The following is a 21,049-nucleotide window of genomic DNA, read 5'->3' as shown; positions in this document are numbered from 1 at the left end:
CGAAGGCGTATGGATACTATGCGCGCCATGCAAATACCCCTTGATCACCCCCTGCTGCAACGCATTGTCGACGACCTGGCCGAAAAAGGCTGGTCGCAGCAGAACGGCTTCCTGCCCCAGGCTCTGACCCTGGAACTGGCGGCTGAGTGCCGTAAACGTGCGGCTGAAGGCGAGCTGGCACCGGCGGCGGTGGGGCGCGGGCCGGCCCAGGAAATCCGCGAGGGCATTCGCGGCGATCACATCCAGTGGCTGGAAGAGGGTGATACAGGCGGCTGCGACACTTACATGGCGTTGATGGACAGCCTGCGTGTGGCGATGAACCGTGGCCTGTTCCTGGGCCTGGAGGATTTCGAAAGCCACTTCGCGATGTACCCGCCGGGGGCGTTTTACCTCAAGCACCTCGACCGTTTCCGCGACGACGACCGGCGCATGGTCTCGGCGGTGATCTACTTGAACGACGCCTGGCTGCCCGAACATGGCGGCCAGCTGCGCATGTACCTCAAGGGCGACGTCGAATACGATGTGGTGCCCACCGGCGGTTGCCTGGTGGTGTTCCTGTCCGGGGACGTGCCCCACGAAGTCATGCCTGCCACGCGCGAACGCCTGTCCCTTACCGGCTGGTTTCGCCGGCGGGGCAACGAGCCGTTTTAACCATGCAAAAGATTTTGATCAGCCGTTGCCTGCTTGGCCACAAGGTGCGCTACGACGGCGGGGCCAGCGGGCCGTTCGACCAACTGGCGGCATGGCAGGCCGAAGGCCGTGTGGTTGCGATCTGCCCTGAAGTCGCGGGGGGCTTGCCCACACCGCGCCCCGCGGCCGAGATTCCCGGCGGGCAGGGCGTGGATGTGTGGGAGGGCCGCGCCCAAGTGCTGACCGCCGAGGGCGAAGACTTCAGCGCCGCCTTCCTCGACGGTGCCCGCCAGGCCTTGGCGCTGGTGCAGCGTCACAACATCCGTATTGCCGTGCTCAAGGCCAATAGCCCGTCATGTGGCAACTTGCTGACTTATGACGGCACCTTCAGCGGTGTGAAGGTGAGCGGCGAGGGCGTCACGGCGGCGTTGCTCAAGCAGCATGGTGTGCAGGTGTTCAGTGAGCTGGAGTTGCCTGAGGCGGCGGAAGCCCTGGCCCGACTCTCAAACCCTGTGTAAGTCAAAATGTGGGAGGGGGCTTGCCCCCGATTGCGGCGGGTCAGCACAAAGTATTTGTCTGACACACCGCTATCGGGGGCAAGCCCCCTCCCACATTTGATCTCCCACAGTTGATTTACTGTGCCTGGGCTGCCGGTGTTTCACCTTCAAGCCATTTTTGCGCCAACGCTTTCAATCGGCCATCCGCCTTCACCCGCTGCAACGCCTTGTCCAAACTGGCCTTGAACGCCGGATTACCCTTCTGGAACGGGATCGCCAGTTCCGGCTTCTCGTTGTAAGCCTCACTGAAATCGAACCGATCCTGCAGCTCGGCAGTCATAGCGATATGGTTGATGGCCACATCGTACTTGCCGGTTTCCACCCCCGGCAGCAGGTCGGTGTCGTCGGTGGTGATGAATGAGGGGCGTACGTCCATCTCCTTAGCCAGTTGCTCACCCAACTCCACTTCAAAGCCGGTGAGCTTGTCGCCTTCCTTGAAATTGAACGGCGGCGTGTTGGCTTCAAGCGCGATACGCAGTTCGCCGCGGTCAAACACATCATCGACTAATTCGGCGTGAGCCAAAGGGCTCATGAGGGGAAGTAAAAGTAACAGGCCAGGCGAAAAGCGCATGGTCACTCCTAAAGAATTCGAATGTGCGAGGCGCCGTTCAGCATCGCTTTGCTATGGTGTTGAGTGCCTTGGACAGCAATTTGTCGCGAAGTTGTCATAACCCTACAGATTTCACCGAAAAACTGGAGAAGCGAATGAAAGCCTTTATGTCCCGTGCAACGATCGCCAGCTTGTTGCTGGGTGCTTCCATGTTGGCCACCGCTGCTGATGGCATCCCGCGCAGCGCGCCCCCTGAAGACGCCAAAGTCTTCATCGTGTCGCCCAAAGATGGCGCCACCGTGGATAAAACCTTCACCGTCAAATTCGGCATGGAAGGCCTGAAACTGGCCCCGGCCACCGAACAAGCACCCGGTACCGGCCACCACCATCTGCTGGTCGATCAGAAAGAACTGCCTGACGCCAGCCTGCCGATCCCGGCCACCGACACCGTGATCCACTACGGCAAGGCCCAGACCGAAACCGAACTGACCCTCACCCCCGGCAAGCACACCTTGCAGTTGGTGGCCGGCGACAAACTGCACATGCAGTTCAACCCGACTGTAGCCTCGAAAGTCATCACGGTTAACGTCAAGTAAGATTTGTTCAGATGAAAAAAAGGAGCCCCGCGGGGCTCCTTTTTCGTGGTGCGGTTGAAACCTTAGAACAACACGCGGCTACGGATAGTGCCGTTGATGTGCTGCAGCTTCTCTTGCGCCAGGTCCGAGTACTCGGCGTCCACGTCGATGACCACGTAGCCGACTTTCTCGTTGGTCTGCAGGAACTGACCGGAGATGTTGATGCCGTTTTCCGCGAAGACCTTGTTGATCTCCATCATCACGCCAGGGATGTTCTGGTGGATGTGCAGCAGGCGGTGCTTGCCAGGGTGAGCCGGCAGGGCCACTTCCGGGAAGTTGACCGAGGACACCGACGTACCGTTGTCGCTGTACTTGACCAGCTTCTCTGCCACTTCCAGGCCGATGTTGGCCTGTGCTTCGGCAGTGGAACCACCGATGTGCGGGGTCAGGATCACGTTGTCCAGGCCACGCAGCGGGCTTTCGAAGATGTCATCGTTGGAGCGTGGCTCCACCGGGAACACGTCGATGGCGGCGCCGATCAGGTGCTTGTCCTTGATCGCGTCGGCCAGGGCGTCCAGCTCGACCACGGTGCCGCGTGCGGCGTTGATCAGGATCCCGCCTTTCTTGATCGCGCGGATTTCCTTCTCGCCCATCATCCACTGGGTCTCAGCGGTTTCCGGTACGTGCAGGGTCACGATGTCGGACATGCCCAGCAGCTCGTTGAGGCTGCCCACTTGCGTGGCGTTGCCCAATGGCAGCTTGGTCAGGGTGTCGTAGAAGAACACCTGCATGCCGAGGCCTTCAGCCAGGACCGACAGCTGAGTACCGATCGAGCCGTAACCGATGATACCCAGCTTCTTGCCACGGATTTCGAAGGAGTTGGCCGCGCTTTTGATCCAGCCGCCACGGTGGCAGGAAGCGTTCTTCTCAGGGATGCCGCGCAACAGCAGGATGGCCTCGGCCAGCACCAGCTCCGCAACGGAACGGGTATTGGAGTACGGTGCGTTGAACACCGCGATGCCGCGCTCGCGCGCTGCGTTGAGGTCGACCTGGTTGGTGCCGATGCAGAAACAGCCGACAGCCACGAGTTTCTTGGCGTGATCGAAGATTTCTTCGGTCAGCTGAGTGCGGGAGCGAATGCCGATGAAGTGCGCGTCGGCGATCTTTTCCTTGAGCTGGGCTTCCGGCAGAGAACTGGTGATGTACTCAATGCTGGTGTACCCGGCGGCCTTCAGAACGTCGACAGCCGATGGGTGGACGCCTTCCAGAAGAAGGAACTTGATCTTGCTCTTATCGAGAGAAGTCTTGCTCATCTGCGTAAACCTGTATCCCGGAGAAAAATGGCAGGGAATCGGATCACATAAGCTGACCCGGACGGCAGGAAAGCCGTCACCGCAGAAACGCCCTTGGGCTCTGTCCTGCGGGGGCGGTATGCTAGCATACGCGCCCCGCTAACACTCATTCCTGCGACGTGAAGCGTTCTCAGGATGACCATGAATTGTTCGAGAGTTCTGTCGATGAACCATCCTGCCCTGATTGATGAGCTAAAGACCCTGGTTGAGCCCGGCAAAGTGCTGACCGATGCCGACTCCCTGGAGGCTTACGGCAAGGATTGGACCAAGCATTTCGCACCCGCGCCGACCGCCATCGTGTTCCCCAAGACCACCGAGCAGGTGCAGGCCATTGTCCGTTGGGCCAATGCACACAAGGTGGCGCTGGTGCCATCCGGTGGTCGCACCGGCCTGTCGGCTGCTGCCGTTGCCGCCAATGGCGAAGTGGTGGTGTCGTTCGACTATATGAACCAGATTCTCGACGTGAACCTCACCGACCGCACCGCCGTGTGCCAGCCGGGGGTGGTCACCAAGCAATTGCAGAACGTCGCCGAAGAAAAAGGCCTGTACTACCCGGTGGACTTCGCTTCGTCCGGTTCGAGCCAGATTGGCGGCAATATCGGCACCAATGCCGGCGGGATCAAGGTTATTCGCTACGGCATGACGCGTAACTGGGTAGCGGGCATGAAAGTCGTCACCGGCAAGGGCGATGTGCTGGAACTGAACCGCGACCTGATCAAGAACGCCACCGGCTACGACATGCGCCAGCTGTTCATCGGCGCCGAAGGCACCCTGGGCTTTGTGGTGGAAGCCACCATGCGTCTGGACCGGGCGCCGAAGAACCTCACCGCGATGGTGCTCGGTACCACCGATTTCGACTCGATCATGCCGGTGCTGCACGCCTTCCAGAGCAAGCTGGACCTGACGGCCTTCGAGTTTTTCTCCGACAAGGCCCTGGCCAAAGTCATGGGGCGCGGTGATGTGCCGGCGCCGTTCGAAACCGAGTGCCCGTTCTACGCGCTGCTGGAGTTCGAAGCCACCACTGAAGAAGTCGCCAACCACGCCCTGGAAACCTTCGAGCACTGCGTCGAGCAGGGCTGGGTGCTGGACGGCGTGATGAGCCAGAGCGAAACCCAGCTGCACAACCTGTGGAAACTGCGCGAGTACATTTCCGAAACCATCTCCCATTGGACGCCCTACAAGAACGATATTTCGGTAACTGTCTCCAAAGTGCCGGCGTTCTTGAAGGAAATTGATGCGATCGTCGGCGAACATTACCCGGACTTCGAAATTGTCTGGTTCGGTCACATCGGCGACGGCAACTTGCACCTGAACATTCTCAAGCCGGAAAACCTGAGCAAGGACGAGTTCTTCGCCAAATGCGCCACCGTGAACAAGTGGGTGTTTGAAACCGTCGAGAAGTACAACGGTTCGATCTCTGCCGAACACGGCGTGGGCATGACCAAGCGCGACTACCTGACCTACAGCCGCTCACCGGTTGAAATCGAATACATGAAGGCCGTGAAAGCGGTGTTCGACCCGAACGGGATCATGAATCCTGGCAAGATCTTCGCTGTTTAAGGAGTCGTTCCATGAGCTACCAGCATAAGTATGTCGACGGCACCAACATCCACTTCCCGTTGGGCAAAGTGGTGTGTATCGGCCGCAACTACGCCGAACATGCCAAGGAACTGGACAATCCGGTACCCACCGAGCCGCTGCTGTTCATCAAGCCGGGCAGTTGCGTGGTGGCGCTGGAAGGTGGTTTTGCTATTCCGACCGAGCGCGGTTCGGTGCATTACGAGGCGGAAATCGCGGTATTGATCGGCAAGCCGCTGTCGAACAAGCCCAGCCGCGAGGAAGTGCTGGACGCCATCTCCGGCTTCGCCCCGGCCTTGGACCTGACCCTGCGCGACAAACAGGCCGAGCTGAAAGCCAAGGGCCTGCCGTGGGAAATCGCCAAGTCCTTCGACGGCGCCGCAGTGATCGCGCCGTTTGTGGTCGGCAGCACTTTCCCGGACGTCACCGATATCGGCATTCGCCTGAGCATCAATGGCGAAGTGCGCCAGGATGGCAACAGCGCGCAAATGCTCAACCCGATCATCCCGATGATCCAGCACATGGCCGGCTGCTTCTCGCTGCAGGCCGGCGACGTGATCCTCACCGGCACCCCGGCCGGCGTGGGCCCGTTGAATGTAGGCGATGAGCTGGTATTGGAGCTGACCGGCGTGAACCGCTTCGAAAGCAGCGTTCGCTGAACGTCAGGCAAAATGTAGTCAAACTGGGGGAGGGGCGGTGCGACGGTTCGACTTGCCCCTCCCACATTGGATTTATGTACATCCGTTGAACCTTGGGCTTTTGCATTTTTTTCACACGCTATCCGGATAATCCTTGGCCTTGTGCTATCCCCTAATGCTGACTTTCCGGAAAAAGCGCCAATGGCCGTGCCTCTGCCTTCTGCTACCTCCAAGCCGCGTTCCCGCTTTGCCTTGCGCTGGTATTCCTGGCTGCTCCTGACTGGCGTGATCATCTATGGCGTCGCCTGGGTCATGCACTGGGACGATCGTGGCCTGCTGTGGGTGCTGGAGCGTTTCGAAACGCCGACTGAGCGCCAGGCCAGTGTATGGCTGCCGGACTATCACGCCGTCATCGATGGCAAGCGGCTGCCGGGTATGGAGAAGGACGAAGCTTCGGACGTCTCCTACAATCCGCAGACCAAAACCCTGTTTTCGGTGATGGGCAAAAACCCGTTTCTTGTCGAACTGAGCCTGCAGGGCGAAGTGTTGCGCAAGATGCCGCTCAACGGCTGGGACAACCCGGAAGGCGTGACGGTGATGGAAAACGGCCTGATAGCGGTGGTCGATGAGCGCCAGCACACGGTTTCCCTCGTCAAGGTCGACGCCACCACCCAGCAATTGAACAAGGCCGATTTCCCGAATTACGACCTCGGGCCGTCCAAGGACCAGAACAAGGCGTTTGAAGCCGTGGCCTGGGACAAGCGCAACCAGCAACTGGTGTTTGGCGAAGAGCGCCCGCCCGCGCTGTTTACCTGGAAAAGCAACGGTGGCCAGACCCTGGTGGGCGATAAACAGAAGCTGGCCAGCAAAGAGTTGGACATGCGCAACCTCTCAGCCCTGGCCGTGGACCCGCGTACCGGGCACCTGCTGGTGCTCTCGGCTGACTCGCACCTGTTGCTGGAGCTGGATGAAAAGGGCGAGCAAGTCAGCTTCATGACCTTGCTCGGCGGTTTCAACGGCCTCAAAGACACCATTCCCCGGGCGGAAGGGGTGACGATGGACGAGGAGGGCACGCTGTACATGGTCAGTGAGCCCAACCTGTTCTATCGCTTCGAGAAGCAAAAATAGTCGACAGATTACGTCGGAAAGATCTCTATTAGCGGCATTCGCCAGACATCCGCGGGCGTTTAAGTTTAAATTCAGACAGGCGTGATATTCATTCGCCACTTTCTGACTTTGAGCCCGCCCGATGCGCCGATTTGCTCGCCCCAAACCTATTCTTTTTATTCTTGTGCTGATCGCCCTGATCATCGCCGGGGCCGCTGCGCAGCACTTTCGCCTGTTCGAGCGCGCCTGGTTCAACTGGCAGGCCTGGCGCCAGCCGGCAAATGAGCACTCGATTGGCCTGGCTGACTACCGGGTAGCCCTGGAGGCCCAGGTGATCGAGGGGTTGGACGACGATGTGTCGGCCCTCACCTTCGATCCGGTGCGCAAAAGCCTGTTTACCGTCACCAATAAAAACGCCGAGCTGATCGAGCTGTCCCTGGAGGGCAAGATCCTGCGGCGCATCCCCCTGGTGGGGTTTGGCGATGCCGAGGCGGTGGAATTTATCAGCGACAACATCTATGTGATCAGCGATGAGCGCCAGCAGCGGCTGATCAAGGTGCATGTGGACGACGACACCCAGTTCCTCGATGCCGCCGACGCCGAGCAGATGACACTGGGCCTGCATGGAGGCGGTAACAAGGGCTTCGAAGGCCTGGCCTATGACTCAGTGGGCAAGCGCCTGTTCGTGGCCAAGGAGCGTGACCCGATGCTGATCTACGAGGTCCATGGCTTTCCGCATTTCAAACCGGAAAAAACCTACTCGGTGCACGTGATCAACAACCCCAAGCGTGATGCCGGATTGTTTGTGCGCGACCTGTCGAGCCTGCAATACGATGAGCGCAGCGGGCACTTGCTGGCGCTGTCGGATGAGTCGTTTCTGGTGTTGGAGCTGGACATCGACGGTCGCCCGCTGAGCAGTCTGTCATTGCTCAACGGGCGCCATGGCCTGACCAAGCGTGTGCCCCAGGCCGAAGGGATCGCCATGGATGACGAGGGTACGTTGTACCTGGTCAGCGAGCCGAACCTGTTCTATGTGTTCAAGAAAACAAATCCTTGAGAACTCTGCATAACTAATGTGGGAGGGGGCAAGCCCCCTCCCACATTTGGTTTTGCATCAAGCTTTGAGGGTCTTGACTCCTTCCGGGGTTCCGAGCAACAGCACATCCGCCGGGCGCGCGGCGAACAAGCCATTGGTGACCACGCCAACGATCGCATTGATCTGAGTTTCCAGCGCCACCGGATCGGTGATCTGCATGTTGAACACGTCAATGATGATGTTGCCGTTGTCGGTCAACACGCCTTCGCGGTACACCGGGTCGCCGCCCAGTTTCACCAGCTCGCGGGCCACGTGGCTGCGGGCCATCGGGATCACTTCCACCGGCAGCGGGAACGCGCCGAGTACCGGCACCAGCTTGCTGGCGTCGGCGATGCAGATAAAGGTCTTGGCCACGGCCGCGACGATCTTCTCGCGGGTCAGGGCTGCGCCGCCGCCCTTGATCAGGTTCAGGTGCTCGTCGCTTTCATCGGCGCCGTCGACGTAGAACTCCAGGTCGCTCACGGTGTTGAGCTCATACACCGGAATGCCATGGCCCTTGAGGCGCGCTGCGGTGGCTTCGGAGCTGGCCACCGCGCCGTCGAATGCGCCCTTGTGCTGGGCCAGCGCGTCGATAAAGCAGTTGGCGGTGGAGCCGGTGCCGACACCGACGATGCTCTTGTCGTCGAGTTTGGGAAGGATTAAATCGACGGCGGCCTGGGCCACTGCCTGTTTGAGTTGATCCTGGGTCATGCGGGCTCCGGAACGGGCGGGGAGTTATTGAGGCGCGCGAGTATACCCCAACAAACCTTGGGATTCGTGTGGTCTCCCGGCCAAACGCTGGGTTAGACTCCTTGGCCCTGCCCAACCCGCCCAGTGATGCCTGCCGATGCTTGAACAGTACGTCAAAAAGATCCTCACCTCGCGCGTTTACGACGTTGCCGTAGAAACCCCATTGCAGACCGCCCGCCAGCTTTCCGAGCGGCTGGGCAACACGGTCTGGCTCAAGCGCGAAGACTTGCAGCCGGTGTTCTCGTTCAAGATTCGCGGCGCCTACAACAAGCTGACCCAGTTGAGCAGTGAGGAGCGCGCGCGCGGGGTGGTCACCGCCTCGGCGGGCAACCATGCCCAGGGCCTGGCCCTGGCGGCGAAAGTGCTGGGGGTCAAGGCCACCATCGTGATGCCCAAGACCACCCCGGAAATCAAGGTGGAAGGCGTGCGCTCGCGTGGCGGCAAAGTGGTGCTGCACGGCGATTCTTTCCCGGAAGCGCTGGCGTATTCGCTGAAGCTGGTCGACGAAAAAGGCTACGTCTACATTCACCCTTACGATGATCCACACACCATTGCCGGGCAGGGCACTGTGGCGATGGAAATCCTGCGCCAGCACCCAGGGCCGCTGGACGCGATTTTCGTACCGGTGGGCGGCGGCGGGCTGATCGCGGGCATCGCGGCGTATGTGAAGTACCTGCGCCCGGATATCAAGATCATCGGCGTCGAGCCGGACGACTCCAATTGCCTGCAAGCCGCCATGGCGGCGGGCGAGCGCGTGGTGCTGCCAACCGTGGGCATCTTCGCCGATGGCGTGGCGGTGGCGCAGATTGGCCAGCACACCTTCGATATCTGCAAAGACTATGTGGATGAAGTGATTACCGTCAGCACCGACGAAATCTGTGCGGCGATCAAGGACATCTACGACGACACCCGTTCCATCACCGAGCCTGCGGGCGCGTTGGGCGTGGCCGGGATCAAGAAGTATGTCGAGACCCGTGGTGTCAGCGGCCAGACCTTTGTTGCCATCGACTCTGGCGCCAACGTCAACTTCGACCGCCTGCGCCATGTGGCCGAGCGCGCCGAGCTGGGTGAAGGCCGCGAGGCCATCATCGCCGTGACCATTCCCGAAAAGCCGGGCAGCTTCAAGGCGTTCTGCGAGGCCGTGGGCAAGCGCCAGATCACCGAATTCAACTATCGCTACCACTCCGGCAGCGAGGCGCACATCTTCGTCGGCGTGCAGACCCACCCGGAAAACGACCCACGCAGCGCGTTGATCGCCAGCCTTACCGGCCAGGGCTTCCCGGTGCTGGACCTGACCGAGAACGAATTGGCCAAGCTGCACATTCGCCATATGGTCGGCGGGCACGCGGCGCACGTCAGCAATGAAGTGGTGTTCCGCTTCGAATTCCCGGAGCGTCCGGGGGCCTTGTTCAACTTTCTTAACAAATTAGGCGGGCGCTGGAACATCTCGATGTTCCACTATCGCAACCACGGCGCTGCTGACGGCCGTGTGGTTGCCGGCCTGCAAGTGCCAGCGAACGAGCGCCACCTGGTGCCGGCAGCCCTTGAGGCCATTGGCTACCCGTACTGGGATGAAAGCGACAACCCGGCCTACAAACTGTTCCTCGGTTGAGCGACTACGCTGATGGGGGCGGCCTTTAAGGAAGACGACACATGGAAACCCTGACCACCCTGAAAGTTATCCACATAGCGGCCACTGTGTTGCTGCTGCTCAGCGGCCTTGGCCTGGCGTTGCTAGCGTGGCGCAAGCGCAGCGCCGGTCCGGCCGTAACCGTGCAACGCCCGTGGGTGTTCGTGTGGTTGCTGATGGGCGTTTGCGTGGTCAGCATGCCGTTTACCGGCTGGTGGCTGGCGCACTTGATCGGCTGGCCGTTGGGGCAGGCCTGGATTCTGGGTTCCAGCATCCTCTATACCGTGGCGGCGCTGGCCTGGTTCTGGCTGGTGGCGCGGCTTAATCGCCTGCGCAAGGGCGAGGGCGGTAGCCTGAATTTCACCCTGGTGCTGGCGGTGGTCAGCCTGGTGGGGTTTGTGGCGATTGCGGGGTTGATGGGGGCCAAGCCGGTTTAAGGCTTTAGACCGAGTTGCCTGCATCGGGGGCAAGCCCCCTCCCACATTTGATTTGTGAACACAGGCAAATGTGGGAGCGGGCTTGCTCGCGAAGGCTTTATCAGCTGCGCAGCGTAATCACCGGCCAACCACGCTTGTGTGCCTCTGCCCGCAGGTTCGGGTCAGGGTCCACTGCTACCGGGTGCGTGACCTGCTCCAGCAACGGCAGGTCATTCATCGAGTCGCTATAGAAGTAGCTGTCTTCCAGGCTGTACCCGGTTTCTTCCAGCCAGCGATTCAGGCGTGTCACCTTGCCTTCACGGAAGCACGGCACATCGGTGCTGCGCCCGGTGTAGCGGCCGTTTTCCATCTCGCACTCGGTGGCGATCAGGGTTTCAACCCCGAGCAACTCGGCAATCGGCGCGGTGACGAAGCGGTTGGTGGCAGTGATGATCACCAGCTTGTCGCCAGCGGCGCGGTGCTTGGCCAGCAGCTCCAAGGCCAGTGGCAGCATCAGTGGGGCGATGCAGTCGCGCATGAAGTCACGGTGCCACTCGTCCAGCTGGGCCATCTCGGTGCGGCCGAGGATTTCCAGGCTGAAGTTCAGGTAGGCGGCATTGTCCAGCTTGCCGGCCAGGTAATCCTGGTAGAACTCGTCGTTGCGGGCCTTGTAGGCCACCGGGTCGAGAATCCCGCGTTCACACAGGTAATCGCCCCAGGCGTGGTCGCTGTCACCGCCGAGAAGGGTGTTGTCCAAGTCGAATAAAGCCAGGCGCATTGCAGTTACTCGCTGAAAAGTCTGTAAAAAGGCGTCCAGAATACGGTCTTTTCACTAGAGTGCACATAAGGTAAGAAGCCTCGTTGCCGCTGTATCAACCTTTGTGGAACAATGCGACGACATGCGTTTGCGAGGTTGTTGCCGTGATCGACCCCGATGGTTTCCGTCCTAATGTCGGGATCATTCTTACGAATGATGCCGGACAGGTGCTATGGGCTCGCCGAATCAACCAAGATGCCTGGCAGTTTCCTCAAGGCGGAATCAACCCCGATGAAACCCCTGAAGACGCCTTGTACCGTGAGTTGAATGAAGAAGTCGGCCTTGAGCGCGAAGATGTGCAAATTCTGGCCTGTACCCGTGGCTGGTTGCGCTATCGTTTGCCGCAACGCCTGGTACGTACCCACAGCCAACCGCTGTGCATCGGCCAGAAGCAGAAATGGTTTCTCCTGCGCCTGATCTCCAACGAGCAGCGGGTGCGGATGGATTTGACCGGTAAACCGGAGTTCGATGGCTGGCGCTGGGTCAGCTATTGGTACCCGTTGGGCCAGGTGGTGACATTCAAGCGCGAGGTTTATCGTCGCGCTCTCAAAGAGCTTGCCCCGCGCCTTTTAGCGCGCGACTGACGACGGAGTTCGACCCCGAGCCATGCTCAATACGCTGCGCAAGATCGTCCAGGAAGTTAACTCCGCCAAGGATCTCAAGGCGGCGTTGGGGATTATTGTGTTGCGCGTCAAGGAAGCCATGGGCAGCCAGGTCTGCTCGGTTTACCTGCTGGACCCCGAGACCAACCGTTTTGTGCTGATGGCGACGGAGGGCTTGAACAAGCGCTCCATCGGCAAGGTCAGCATGGCGCCCAATGAAGGTCTGGTGGGCCTGGTGGGGACGCGTGAAGAACCCCTGAACCTTGAAAACGCGGCCGATCACCCGCGTTATCGCTACTTTGCCGAAACCGGCGAAGAGCGCTACGCCTCGTTCCTCGGCGCACCGATCATTCACCACCGCCGCGTTGTCGGCGTGTTGGTCATCCAGCAAAAAGAGCGCCGCCAGTTCGACGAAGGTGAAGAAGCCTTCCTCGTGACCATGAGTGCGCAGCTCGCCGGGGTTATTGCCCACGCCGAAGCCACGGGCTCGATTCGCGGCCTGGGGCGCGAGGGTAAAGGCATCCAGGAGGCCAAGTTCGTCGGTGTGCCGGGTTCGCCTGGCGCGGCGGTCGGTACTGCGGTGGTCATGTTGCCGCCTGCTGACCTCGACGTGGTACCGGACAAGATCGTCAAAGACATCGACGCCGAGATCAAACTGTTCAAGACCGCCCTCGAAGGCGTGCGCGCCGACATGCGCAACCTGTCGACCAAGCTGGCCACCCAGCTGCGCCCCGAAGAGCGCGCGTTGTTCGACGTGTACCAGATGATGCTCGATGACGCGTCCCTGGGTAACGAAGTCAAGACCGTGATCAAGACCGGCCAGTGGGCCCAAGGCGCGCTGCGCCAGGTGGTCACCGATCACGTCAACCGTTTCGAATTGATGGACGACGCCTACCTGCGCGAGCGCGCCTCGGATGTGCGCGACCTCGGTCGCCGTCTGCTGGCCTACCTGCAGGAAGACCGCACCACCAACCTGGTCTACCCCGACAACACCATCCTGATCAGTGAAGAACTGACCGCCACCATGCTCGGCGAAGTGCCGGAAGGCAAACTGGTGGGCCTGGTTTCGGTACTGGGTTCGGGTAACTCCCACGTCGCGATCCTGGCCCGGGCCATGGGCATCCCGACGGTAATGGGCCTGGTGGACCTGCCGTATTCCAAGGTCGACGGCATCGACATGATCGTCGATGGCCATCGTGGCGAAGTGTTCACCAACCCCAGCGAAGTGCTGCGCAAGCAATACGCCGAGGTGGTGGAAGAAGAGAAACAACTGGCGCTGGGCCTCGATTCGCTGCGCGAACTGCCCTGCGTAACCCTCGACGGCCATCGCGTGCCGCTGCTGGTCAACACCGGCCTGCTGGCCGATGTGGCCCGCGCGCAACAGCGCGGCGCCGAAGGGGTGGGGCTGTACCGCACTGAAGTGCCGTTCATGATCAACCAGCGCTTCCCGAGTGAGAAGGAACAGCTGGCGATCTACCGCGAGCAACTGTCCGCCTTCCATCCGTTGCCGGTGACCATGCGCAGCCTGGACATCGGCGGCGACAAATCGCTGTCGTACTTCCCGATCAAGGAAGACAACCCCTTCCTCGGCTGGCGCGGTATCCGCGTGACCCTGGACCACCCGGAAATCTTCCTGGTGCAGACCCGCGCCATGCTCAAGGCCAGCGAAGGCCTGAACAACCTGCGCATCCTGTTGCCGATGATCTCCGGCACCCATGAGCTGGAAGAGGCGCTGCACCTTATCCACCGTGCCTGGGGCGAAGTGCGCGACGAAGGCGCCGACGTGCCGATGCCGCCGATTGGCGTGATGATCGAAATCCCGGCGGCGGTGTACCAGGCCAAAGAGCTGGCGCGGCAGGTGGACTTCCTCTCGGTGGGCTCCAACGACCTGACCCAGTATCTGCTGGCCGTGGACCGTAACAACCCACGGGTGGCCGACCTCTACGACTACCTGCACCCGGCGGTGCTGCAAGCCTTGCAACATGTGGTGCGCGACGCCCATGCCGAAGGCAAGCCGGTGAGCATCTGCGGTGAAATGGCCGGTGACCCGGCGGCGGCAGTGCTGTTGATGGCGATGGGCTTTGACAGCCTGTCGATGAACGCCACCAACTTGCCGAAGGTGAAGTGGATGCTGCGCCAAGTTGAACTGAGCATGGCCAAGGATCTGCTGGCCGAGCTGATGACCATCGACAACCCGCAAGTTATCCACAGTTCGCTGCAACTGGCGCTGAAGAATTTGGGACTGACGCGGATGATCAACCCGGCTTCGGCAAAAACCCTCTAAAGCCTGGCAAAAATCAAAATGTGGGAGGGGGCTTGCCCCCGATAGCGGTGGATCAGCTGAGTATTTGGTGGCTGAAACTCCCCTATCGGGGGCAAGCCCCCTCCCACATTGGTTTTTGGTGACGCTAAATATTGAGGTCGACCTCGCCCAACCTGCCCCCCTGCGGCCCAAAGCTGCGCTCCACCATCCGCCGCGTGCCGTCGGCATTTACAATCAGCGCCGTACTCGCTCGCGTCCCGTAACTCGGGCTGGCAATAAACACGCTGGATAAAAGGCTTTCCGTCGCCAACCCAACACCGGTATCCGGCAACTCGGCAAACGGTGCCGTCTGCGGATCGCTCAAGATCTCCAGCAAAGCTTCCGGCTGCGGGTCCTCCAACACCTCGCTCAACCCCGCCTTGGCCTTGAGCAACTTGGGCCACGGCGTATCCAGCCCGGCGTTGGATAACCCATACACCCCGGCCTTCAACTGCGTGGGCTCGGTCTGATTGGCGTTGTAATGCCACAGCTCATCCCGCGTGCCCACCAACAGGTTAAACCCGGCATATTCAATCGAACGGCCGTTAACGTCGGCCAAATACTCGGCAATCGGTAGCGAACTGCTGAGAAACCGCGCTACCAGTTCCCCGCGGGATTTGCGTGCCGGCGGCTGGTGCGGGTCGCGGATGTTGGTCAGGGCGGCAAACCGCCCATCGGCATTTACCCCAAGCCAGGTGCCGCCGGCTTCCTGATCGCGACCGGCGTAGATATCGGGCGCATCCGGCCACTGGGCCAGCGGCAGGCTGGGGCGGGCGTAGAACTCGTCACGGTTGGCCGCGACGATCAGCGGTTGGGCGTGGCCCGGCCGCCAGGCGAAAACAATCAGGCACATCAGGCGGTTCCCTTTTGTGTTTTTAGCCACTCTACCCACTCAGGCAGCGGCGTTCCATCGTATCCAGTTGGGTCGCATGCCTTCCATCCGTTAACATGCCGGACTTGGTTTGGGGGCTCCCATGGAATTTCTGCTGTATTTGCTGCTCGGCGCCTGTGCGGGCGTGCTCGCCGGGCTGTTTGGCGTGGGTGGCGGGATCATCATTGTGCCGGTGCTGGTGTTCAGCTTCACCTTGCAGGGTTTTGACCCGCAAGTGCTGACCCACCTGGCCGTGGGCACTTCCCTGGCGACTATCATCTTTACCTCGGTGAATGCGGTGCGTGAGCACCACCGGCGTGGCGCGGTGCGTTGGCCGATCTTTGTGTGGATGACCGTTGGCATTTTGATCGGCGCAGGCTTTGGTGCGCTGACCGCCGAGGCGATTTCCGGCCCGCATCTGCAAAAAATCATTGGTGTGTTTGCCCTGCTGGTGGCCGTGCAGCTAGCCCTGGACGTCAAGCCCAAGGCCAGTCGCACAGTGTCCGGCAAGGTTGGCCTGACCCTGGCCGGCACGGTGATCGGCTGGGCCTCGGCGATTTTCGGGATTGGCGGCGGCTCGCTGACCGTGCCGTTCCTGACCTGGCGCAGCGTGCCGATGCAGCAGGCGGTGGCCACCTCATCCGCCTGCGGCCTGCCGATTGCCCTGGCCAGTGCATTAAGTTTCATGATTCTGGGCTGGCATGACCCGCTGCTGCCCGCTCATAGTCTAGGGTTCGTGTATTTGCCGGCGCTGTTGGGCATTGCCCTGACCAGCATGGTGTTTGCGCGTTTCGGCGCGCGCTTGGCGCACCGGTTGTCGCCGCGTTTATTGAAGTGGTTGTTCGCCGGGCTGTTGTTTTGCGTCGGTTTAAACTTTTTGCTTTAAAGAATTTATGTAACGCAGGCTTAATCGCGCCCCGGCATGGTCCGGTCGCCATGACTAATGATTTAACGAGGAGTCGCAATGCTGCCTTACCCGCAGATCGACCCGGTGGCCTTGGCCATCGGTCCGCTGAAAATCCACTGGTACGGGTTGATGTACCTGATCGGCATCGGCGGTGCCTGGCTGCTGGCTTCCCGGCGCCTGAACCGTTTCGACCCGACCTGGACCAAGGAGAAGCTCTCCGACATGGTGTTCTGGATGTCGATGGGGGTAATCGTCGGCGGGCGCCTCGGGTACGTGCTGTTCTATGATCTGTCTGCCTACATCGCCAACCCGACGCTGATCTTCGAGGTGTGGAAGGGCGGCATGGCGTTCCACGGTGGTTTTATCGGCGTGATGATCGCCGCCTGGTGGTTTGGCCGTCGCAATGGCAAGTCGTTCTTCCAGCTGATGGACTTCGTCGCGCCCTTCGTACCGATCGGCCTGGGCGCCGGGCGTATCGGTAACTTCATCAACGCCGAGTTGTGGGGCAAGCCGACCGACGTGCCGTGGGCCATGGTGTTCCCGCCGTTCAGCGACCCGGCGCAACTGCCGCGCCATCCGTCGCAGCTGTACCAGTTCGCGTTGGAAGGTGTGGCACTGTTCCTCATTCTGTACATTTTTTCGCGTAAGCCACGCCCCACCATGGCGGTGTCGGGCATGTTCGCCTTGTTCTACGGGATCTTCCGATTCATCGTCGAGTTCGTGCGTGTGCCGGATGCACAGCTGGGCTACCTGGCGTTTGGTTGGGTGACCATGGGCCAGATCCTCAGCCTGCCAATGATCCTCGGCGGCCTGGGCCTGCTGTGGTGGGCGTACAATCGCCCGCAAGGCATCAAGAACGCCGCGCTTTAAATTCGAATGCCTGGGCCCTCTGTGAAGGGCCCGGGCTTCAACGATACGGGTAAAAACATGAAGCAATATCTCGAACTACTGAACGACGTCATCACCAATGGATTGACCAAGGGCGATCGCACCGGCACCGGCACCAAGGCCGTGTTCGCCCGTCAGTATCGGCATAACTTGGCCGACGGCTTCCCGCTGCTGACCACCAAGAAGCTTCACTTCAAAAGCATCGCCAACGAGCTGATCTGGATGTTGAGCGGCAACACCAACATCAAGTGGCTCAACGAAAATGGCGTGAAAATCTGGGACGAATGGGCCACCGAAGACGGCGACCTGGGCCCGGTGTACGGCGAGCAGTGGACCGCCTGGCCGACCAAGGACGGCGGCACGATCAACCAGATCGACTACATGGTGCACACGCTCAAGACCAACCCCAACAGCCGTCGCATCCTGTTTCATGGCTGGAACGTCGAGTACCTGCCCGACGAAACCCAGAGCCCCCAGGAAAACGCGCGCAACGGCAAACAAGCGCTGCCGCCGTGCCACCTGCTGTACCAGGCGTTTGTGCACGACGGCCATCTGTCGATGCAGTTGTACATTCGCAGCTCCGACGTATTCCTCGGCCTGCCGTACAACACCGCCGCGCTGGCCCTGCTGACGCATATGCTGGCCCAGCAATGCGACCTGATCCCTCACGAGATCATCGTCACCACCGGCGACACCCACGCCTACAGCAACCATATGGAACAGATCCAGACCCAGCTGGCGCGCACGCCGAAGAAGTTGCCGGAGCTGGTGATCAAGCGCAAGCCTGCGTCGATCTACGACTACAAGTTCGAAGACTTCGAGATTGTTGGCTACGACGCCGACCCAAGCATCAAGGCCGACGTGGCCATCTGATCAATGTGGGAGGGGCGGTGCGACGATTCGACTTGCTCGCGAATGCGGAGTATCAGCTTGCACATGCAGTGGCTGACACACCGCATTCGCGAGCAAGCCCGCTCCCACATTTAGCCGGTGATCACTTGATTTAGTGGCCGTGGCTTCTGCCTACATGCGAGGGCTCAGCCTCGCTGGCTGCCACACTGCCGCTGACTTCCAGCCGCTGCAGAATCCCGCACTCGGGCCCGCCGCCACAGCGTTGGCGCAGATCCAGCAATTGCTCCTGCAACGCCAGTAGCCCATCGATCCGCGCTTTCACGTGGTGGATGTGTTCGTCGATCAACGCATTTACGTTTTCGCACTGGTCCTGAGGGCTGTCGCGTAGCCCGAGCAGGCTGCGGATTTCTTCCAGGGTCATGTCCAGGCTGCGGCAGTTGCGGATGAAGATCAGCCGTTCGGTGTGCGCCTGGGTGTACACGCGGTAGTTGGCGTCGGTGCGCGCCGGGGGCGGCAGCAAGCCTTCTTTCTCGTAATAACGGATGGTTTCCACCGGGCAGTCGGTGAGTTTGGCCAATTCGCCGATCTTCATCGCAGCAATCTCCAAATGGGTGCTTGACCCTATAGTGGCTACAGGGTCTTTACTTGGCAACAGGCACCTTTACGGACGCGACAGAATGAGCGACTCCATCCACACCCCGCACAAACACGACCATGACCATGACCATGACCATGATCATGAACCGAAGAAACTCACGCCTGTGCATAACCATGGCGGTTCCTGCTGCGCCGCCAGCCCAGCCCCCGCGCTGGTGCAACTGAGCGAAGCGCCTACCGCTGGCTCGCGCTTGAGCACCTTCCGCATCGAAGCCATGGACTGCCCCACCGAGCAGACGCTGATCCAGAACAAACTGGGCAAGCTCGCCGGCGTGCAGCAGCTGGAATTCAACCTGATCAACCGCATCCTCGGCGTCACCCATGACCTGCCGAACACCGCGCCGATCATCGACGCCATCAAATCCTTAGGCATGCAGGCCGACCCTATCGAAGAAGGCACACCTGCCGCCGAGCCACCGGCCAAGAAACATTGGTGGCCGCTGGCAGTGTCCGGCGTAGGCGCGTTGGGCGCCGAAGTGCTGCACTTTACGGGGGCCGCGCCCACCTGGGTGGTTGCCATTGTGGCGCTGGTATCGATCCTCAGCGGCGGCCTCACCACCTATAAGAAGGGCTGGATTGCCCTGAAAAACCTCAACCTGAACATCAACGCGCTGATGAGCATCGCGGTCACGGGTGCCGTGCTGATCGGCCAGTGGCCCGAAGCGGCGATGGTGATGTTCCTGTTTACCGTGGCCGAGTTGATCGAAGCCAAATCCCTGGACCGTGCGCGCAATGCCATCAGCGGCTTGATGCAAATGGCCCCGGAGCAGGCCACGGTGCAGTTGGCCGATGGTAGCTGGGTCGAAAAAGAAGTCAAAAGCATCGAACTCGGTGCCATCGTTCGGGTAAAACCCGGCGAGCGCATTGGCCTGGACGGTGAAGTCACCGCCGGGCAGTCCACCATCGACCAGGCGCCGATCACCGGCGAAAGCCTGCCGATTGAAAAGACCGTGGGCGATAAAGTCTTCGCGGGCACCATCAACCAGGCCGGCTCCCTGGAATACAAAGTGACGGCGGCCGCGAATAATTCGACCTTGGCGCGCATTATCCACGCCGTGGAACAGGCCCAGGGCGCCCGCGCGCCGACCCAGCGTTTCGTCGACAGCTTCTCGAAAATCTACACCCCGGCGGTGTTCCTGTTTGCCTTGGGCGTAGCGGTGATCCCGCCGCTGTTCATGGCCGGCGCGTGGTTCGACTGGATTTACCGCGCCCTGGTGCTGCTGGTCGTGGCGTGCCCCTGCGCCCTGGTGATTTCCACCCCGGTGACCATCGTCAGTGGCCTCGCTGCCGCCGCGCGCAAAGGCATCCTGATCAAAGGCGGTGTGTACCTGGAGGGCGGCTACAAGCTCGATTACCTCGCGCTGGACAAGACCGGCACCATCACCCACGGCAAGCCGGTGCAAACCGATTACCTGGCGCTGTTCCCCAACGTCGAAGACCGCGCGCCGGCCCTGGCCGCCAGCCTGGCCGGGCGTTCCGACCATCCGGTGTCGCTGGCGATTGCCAATGCGGCTGTGGATAAAAACCTGCCAAGCCACGTTGTGGATAACTTCGAGGCCCTGGCCGGTCGTGGCGTGCGCGGCGATATCAACGGCGAAACCTACCACCTGGGCAACCACCGCCTGGTGGAAGACCTGGGCCTGTGCTCGCCGCAGCTGGAAGAGAAACTCTTCGCCCTGGAGAAACAAGGCAAGTCGGTGGTGCTGCTGCTCGACAAATCCGGCCCGCTGGCGCTGTTCGCCGTGGCCGACACGGTCAAGGACAGCAGCCGCGAAGCCATCGCGCAATTGCATGAGTTGGGCATCAAGACCCTGATGCTCACCGGTGACAACACCCACACCGCCCAGGCGATTGCCGCCCAGGTTGGCATCGACCAGGCCCAGGGCGACCTGCTGCCCACCGATAAACTGCAAGCCATCGAAGCCCTTTACGGCCAAGGCCGCCGCGTGGGCATGGTCGGCGACGGCATCAACGACGCCCCGGCCCTGGCCCGCGCCGAGATCGGTTTTGCCATGGCCGCAGCCGGTACCGACACCGCCATCGAGACCGCCGATGTGGCGCTGATGGACGATGATTTGCGCAAGATTCCGGCATTCATTCGTTTGTCGCGGCAAACGTCGAGTATCCTCAAGCAGAACATCACCCTGGCATTGGTGATCAAGGCGATCTTCCTGGTGGTCACCTTCTTGGGCATGGCCACCATGTGGATGGCGGTGTTCGCCGACATGGGCGTGGCCCTGCTGGTGGTGTTCAATGGCCTGCGCTTGTTGCGCAAATAGACGATGAGAGGGTGGC

21 protein-coding genes are annotated in these 21,049 nt (G+C 60.8%); 15 read left to right on the top strand and 6 right to left on the bottom strand.

Annotated elements, in window-relative coordinates; all coding sequences use genetic code 11:
• Positions 1 to 18: 18 nt before the first annotated feature.
• Positions 19 to 651 (top strand): 2OG-Fe(II) oxygenase, encoded by a 633-nt coding sequence (locus CXQ82_RS29640; RefSeq protein WP_101273470.1) that lies wholly within the window; start codon positions 19 to 21, stop codon positions 649 to 651.
• Positions 652 to 653: 2 nt separating this feature from the next.
• Positions 654 to 1,148 (top strand): DUF523 domain-containing protein, encoded by a 495-nt coding sequence (locus tag CXQ82_RS29635; RefSeq protein WP_101273469.1) that lies wholly within the window; start codon positions 654 to 656, stop codon positions 1,146 to 1,148.
• A gap of 115 nt (positions 1,149 to 1,263) precedes the next feature.
• Here the strand turns inward: CXQ82_RS29635 and CXQ82_RS29630 are convergent, their stop codons facing one another.
• The gene (locus tag CXQ82_RS29630; RefSeq protein ID WP_101273468.1) at positions 1,264 to 1,758 is read right to left on the bottom strand and encodes a transporter substrate-binding domain-containing protein; all 495 of its coding nucleotides are present in this window, start codon (positions 1,756 to 1,758) and stop codon (positions 1,264 to 1,266) included.
• A 134-nt stretch (positions 1,759 to 1,892) separates the two neighbouring features.
• Here CXQ82_RS29630 and CXQ82_RS29625 point away from each other — a divergent pair, with 134 nt between their 5' ends.
• Entirely contained in the window at positions 1,893 to 2,333 is a 441-nt protein-coding gene (locus tag CXQ82_RS29625) for a DUF4399 domain-containing protein (protein WP_101273467.1), read from the top strand.
• Between the two features lie 62 nt (positions 2,334 to 2,395).
• Here CXQ82_RS29625 and serA read toward each other — a convergent pair whose 3' ends face one another.
• Positions 2,396 to 3,625, bottom strand: a complete 1,230-nt coding sequence (gene serA, locus CXQ82_RS29620) for a phosphoglycerate dehydrogenase (RefSeq protein ID WP_101273466.1) — start codon at positions 3,623 to 3,625, stop codon at positions 2,396 to 2,398.
• 204 nt (positions 3,626 to 3,829) lie between these two features.
• Here serA and CXQ82_RS29610 point away from each other — a divergent pair, with 204 nt between their 5' ends.
• The 4 genes from CXQ82_RS29610 to CXQ82_RS29595 all read left to right on the top strand — a co-directional run bounded on the left by CXQ82_RS29610 (position 3,830) and on the right by CXQ82_RS29595 (position 8,044).
• The gene (locus CXQ82_RS29610; protein ID WP_101273465.1) at positions 3,830 to 5,224 is read left to right on the top strand and encodes an FAD-binding oxidoreductase; all 1,395 of its coding nucleotides are present in this window, start codon (positions 3,830 to 3,832) and stop codon (positions 5,222 to 5,224) included.
• An 11-nt stretch (positions 5,225 to 5,235) separates the two neighbouring features.
• A complete protein-coding gene (locus CXQ82_RS29605) occupies positions 5,236 to 5,901 on the top strand; it encodes a fumarylacetoacetate hydrolase family protein (protein ID WP_101273464.1) in 666 nt (221 codons plus the stop codon).
• A gap of 180 nt (positions 5,902 to 6,081) precedes the next feature.
• Complete coding sequence (locus CXQ82_RS29600) at positions 6,082 to 7,008, top strand: SdiA-regulated domain-containing protein (RefSeq protein WP_101273463.1); 927 nt, start codon at positions 6,082 to 6,084, stop codon at positions 7,006 to 7,008.
• Positions 7,009 to 7,129: 121 nt separating this feature from the next.
• Positions 7,130 to 8,044 (top strand): SdiA-regulated domain-containing protein, encoded by a 915-nt coding sequence (locus CXQ82_RS29595; RefSeq protein ID WP_101273462.1) that lies wholly within the window; start codon positions 7,130 to 7,132, stop codon positions 8,042 to 8,044.
• A gap of 57 nt (positions 8,045 to 8,101) precedes the next feature.
• Here CXQ82_RS29595 and rpiA read toward each other — a convergent pair whose 3' ends face one another.
• Entirely contained in the window at positions 8,102 to 8,773 is a 672-nt protein-coding gene (rpiA, locus tag CXQ82_RS29590; RefSeq protein ID WP_101273461.1) for a ribose-5-phosphate isomerase RpiA, read from the bottom strand.
• 136 nt (positions 8,774 to 8,909) lie between these two features.
• On the opposite strand from rpiA, the gene ilvA reads away from it, so the two are divergent.
• Both ilvA and CXQ82_RS29580 read left to right on the top strand, forming a co-directional pair.
• A complete protein-coding gene (gene ilvA, locus CXQ82_RS29585; RefSeq protein ID WP_101273460.1) occupies positions 8,910 to 10,424 on the top strand; it encodes a threonine ammonia-lyase, biosynthetic in 1,515 nt (504 codons plus the stop codon).
• A 41-nt stretch (positions 10,425 to 10,465) separates the two neighbouring features.
• Positions 10,466 to 10,879, top strand: a complete 414-nt coding sequence (locus CXQ82_RS29580; protein ID WP_101273459.1) for a DUF2269 family protein — start codon at positions 10,466 to 10,468, stop codon at positions 10,877 to 10,879.
• Between the two features lie 100 nt (positions 10,880 to 10,979).
• Here the strand turns inward: CXQ82_RS29580 and CXQ82_RS29575 are convergent, their stop codons facing one another.
• Positions 10,980 to 11,636, bottom strand: coding sequence for an HAD family phosphatase (locus CXQ82_RS29575; RefSeq protein ID WP_101273458.1), 657 nt, complete (start codon positions 11,634 to 11,636; stop codon positions 10,980 to 10,982).
• A 143-nt stretch (positions 11,637 to 11,779) separates the two neighbouring features.
• On the opposite strand from CXQ82_RS29575, the gene CXQ82_RS29570 reads away from it, so the two are divergent.
• Both CXQ82_RS29570 and ptsP read left to right on the top strand, forming a co-directional pair.
• A complete protein-coding gene (locus CXQ82_RS29570; RefSeq protein ID WP_003176750.1) occupies positions 11,780 to 12,259 on the top strand; it encodes an RNA pyrophosphohydrolase in 480 nt (159 codons plus the stop codon).
• 22 nt (positions 12,260 to 12,281) lie between these two features.
• Entirely contained in the window at positions 12,282 to 14,561 is a 2,280-nt protein-coding gene (gene ptsP / locus CXQ82_RS29565; RefSeq protein ID WP_101273457.1) for a phosphoenolpyruvate--protein phosphotransferase, read from the top strand.
• A gap of 124 nt (positions 14,562 to 14,685) precedes the next feature.
• Here ptsP and CXQ82_RS29560 read toward each other — a convergent pair whose 3' ends face one another.
• On the bottom strand, positions 14,686 to 15,432 hold the full coding sequence (locus tag CXQ82_RS29560) for an NRDE family protein (protein WP_101273456.1): 747 nt from the start codon (positions 15,430 to 15,432) through the stop codon (positions 14,686 to 14,688).
• A 121-nt stretch (positions 15,433 to 15,553) separates the two neighbouring features.
• On the opposite strand from CXQ82_RS29560, the gene CXQ82_RS29555 reads away from it, so the two are divergent.
• The 3 genes from CXQ82_RS29555 to CXQ82_RS29545 all read left to right on the top strand — a co-directional run bounded on the left by CXQ82_RS29555 (position 15,554) and on the right by CXQ82_RS29545 (position 18,118).
• Positions 15,554 to 16,336, top strand: a complete 783-nt coding sequence (locus tag CXQ82_RS29555; protein WP_101273455.1) for a sulfite exporter TauE/SafE family protein — start codon at positions 15,554 to 15,556, stop codon at positions 16,334 to 16,336.
• A 78-nt stretch (positions 16,337 to 16,414) separates the two neighbouring features.
• Positions 16,415 to 17,227, top strand: coding sequence for a prolipoprotein diacylglyceryl transferase (gene lgt, locus CXQ82_RS29550; RefSeq protein WP_101273454.1), 813 nt, complete (start codon positions 16,415 to 16,417; stop codon positions 17,225 to 17,227).
• A gap of 57 nt (positions 17,228 to 17,284) precedes the next feature.
• Positions 17,285 to 18,118 (top strand): thymidylate synthase, encoded by an 834-nt coding sequence (locus tag CXQ82_RS29545; protein ID WP_101273883.1) that lies wholly within the window; start codon positions 17,285 to 17,287, stop codon positions 18,116 to 18,118.
• Positions 18,119 to 18,248: 130 nt separating this feature from the next.
• Here the strand turns inward: CXQ82_RS29545 and cadR are convergent, their stop codons facing one another.
• The gene (gene cadR / locus CXQ82_RS29540) at positions 18,249 to 18,689 is read right to left on the bottom strand and encodes a Cd(II)/Pb(II)-responsive transcriptional regulator (protein ID WP_101273453.1); all 441 of its coding nucleotides are present in this window, start codon (positions 18,687 to 18,689) and stop codon (positions 18,249 to 18,251) included.
• 85 nt (positions 18,690 to 18,774) lie between these two features.
• Between cadR and CXQ82_RS29535 the strand changes: the two genes are divergently transcribed.
• Positions 18,775 to 21,033 carry a heavy metal translocating P-type ATPase gene (locus CXQ82_RS29535; RefSeq protein ID WP_101273452.1) on the top strand — a complete coding sequence of 753 codons (2,259 nt, stop codon included), beginning with the start codon at positions 18,775 to 18,777 and terminating at the stop codon, positions 21,031 to 21,033.
• The last annotated feature ends 16 nt before the right edge of the window (positions 21,034 to 21,049 follow it).

The sequence above is a fragment of the Pseudomonas sp. S09G 359 genome (assembly GCF_002843605.1).
Taxonomy (GTDB): domain Bacteria; phylum Pseudomonadota; class Gammaproteobacteria; order Pseudomonadales; family Pseudomonadaceae; genus Aquipseudomonas.
Note: the sequence above shows the minus strand (reverse complement) of the source record. Positions and strands in the feature narration are given on the sequence as shown.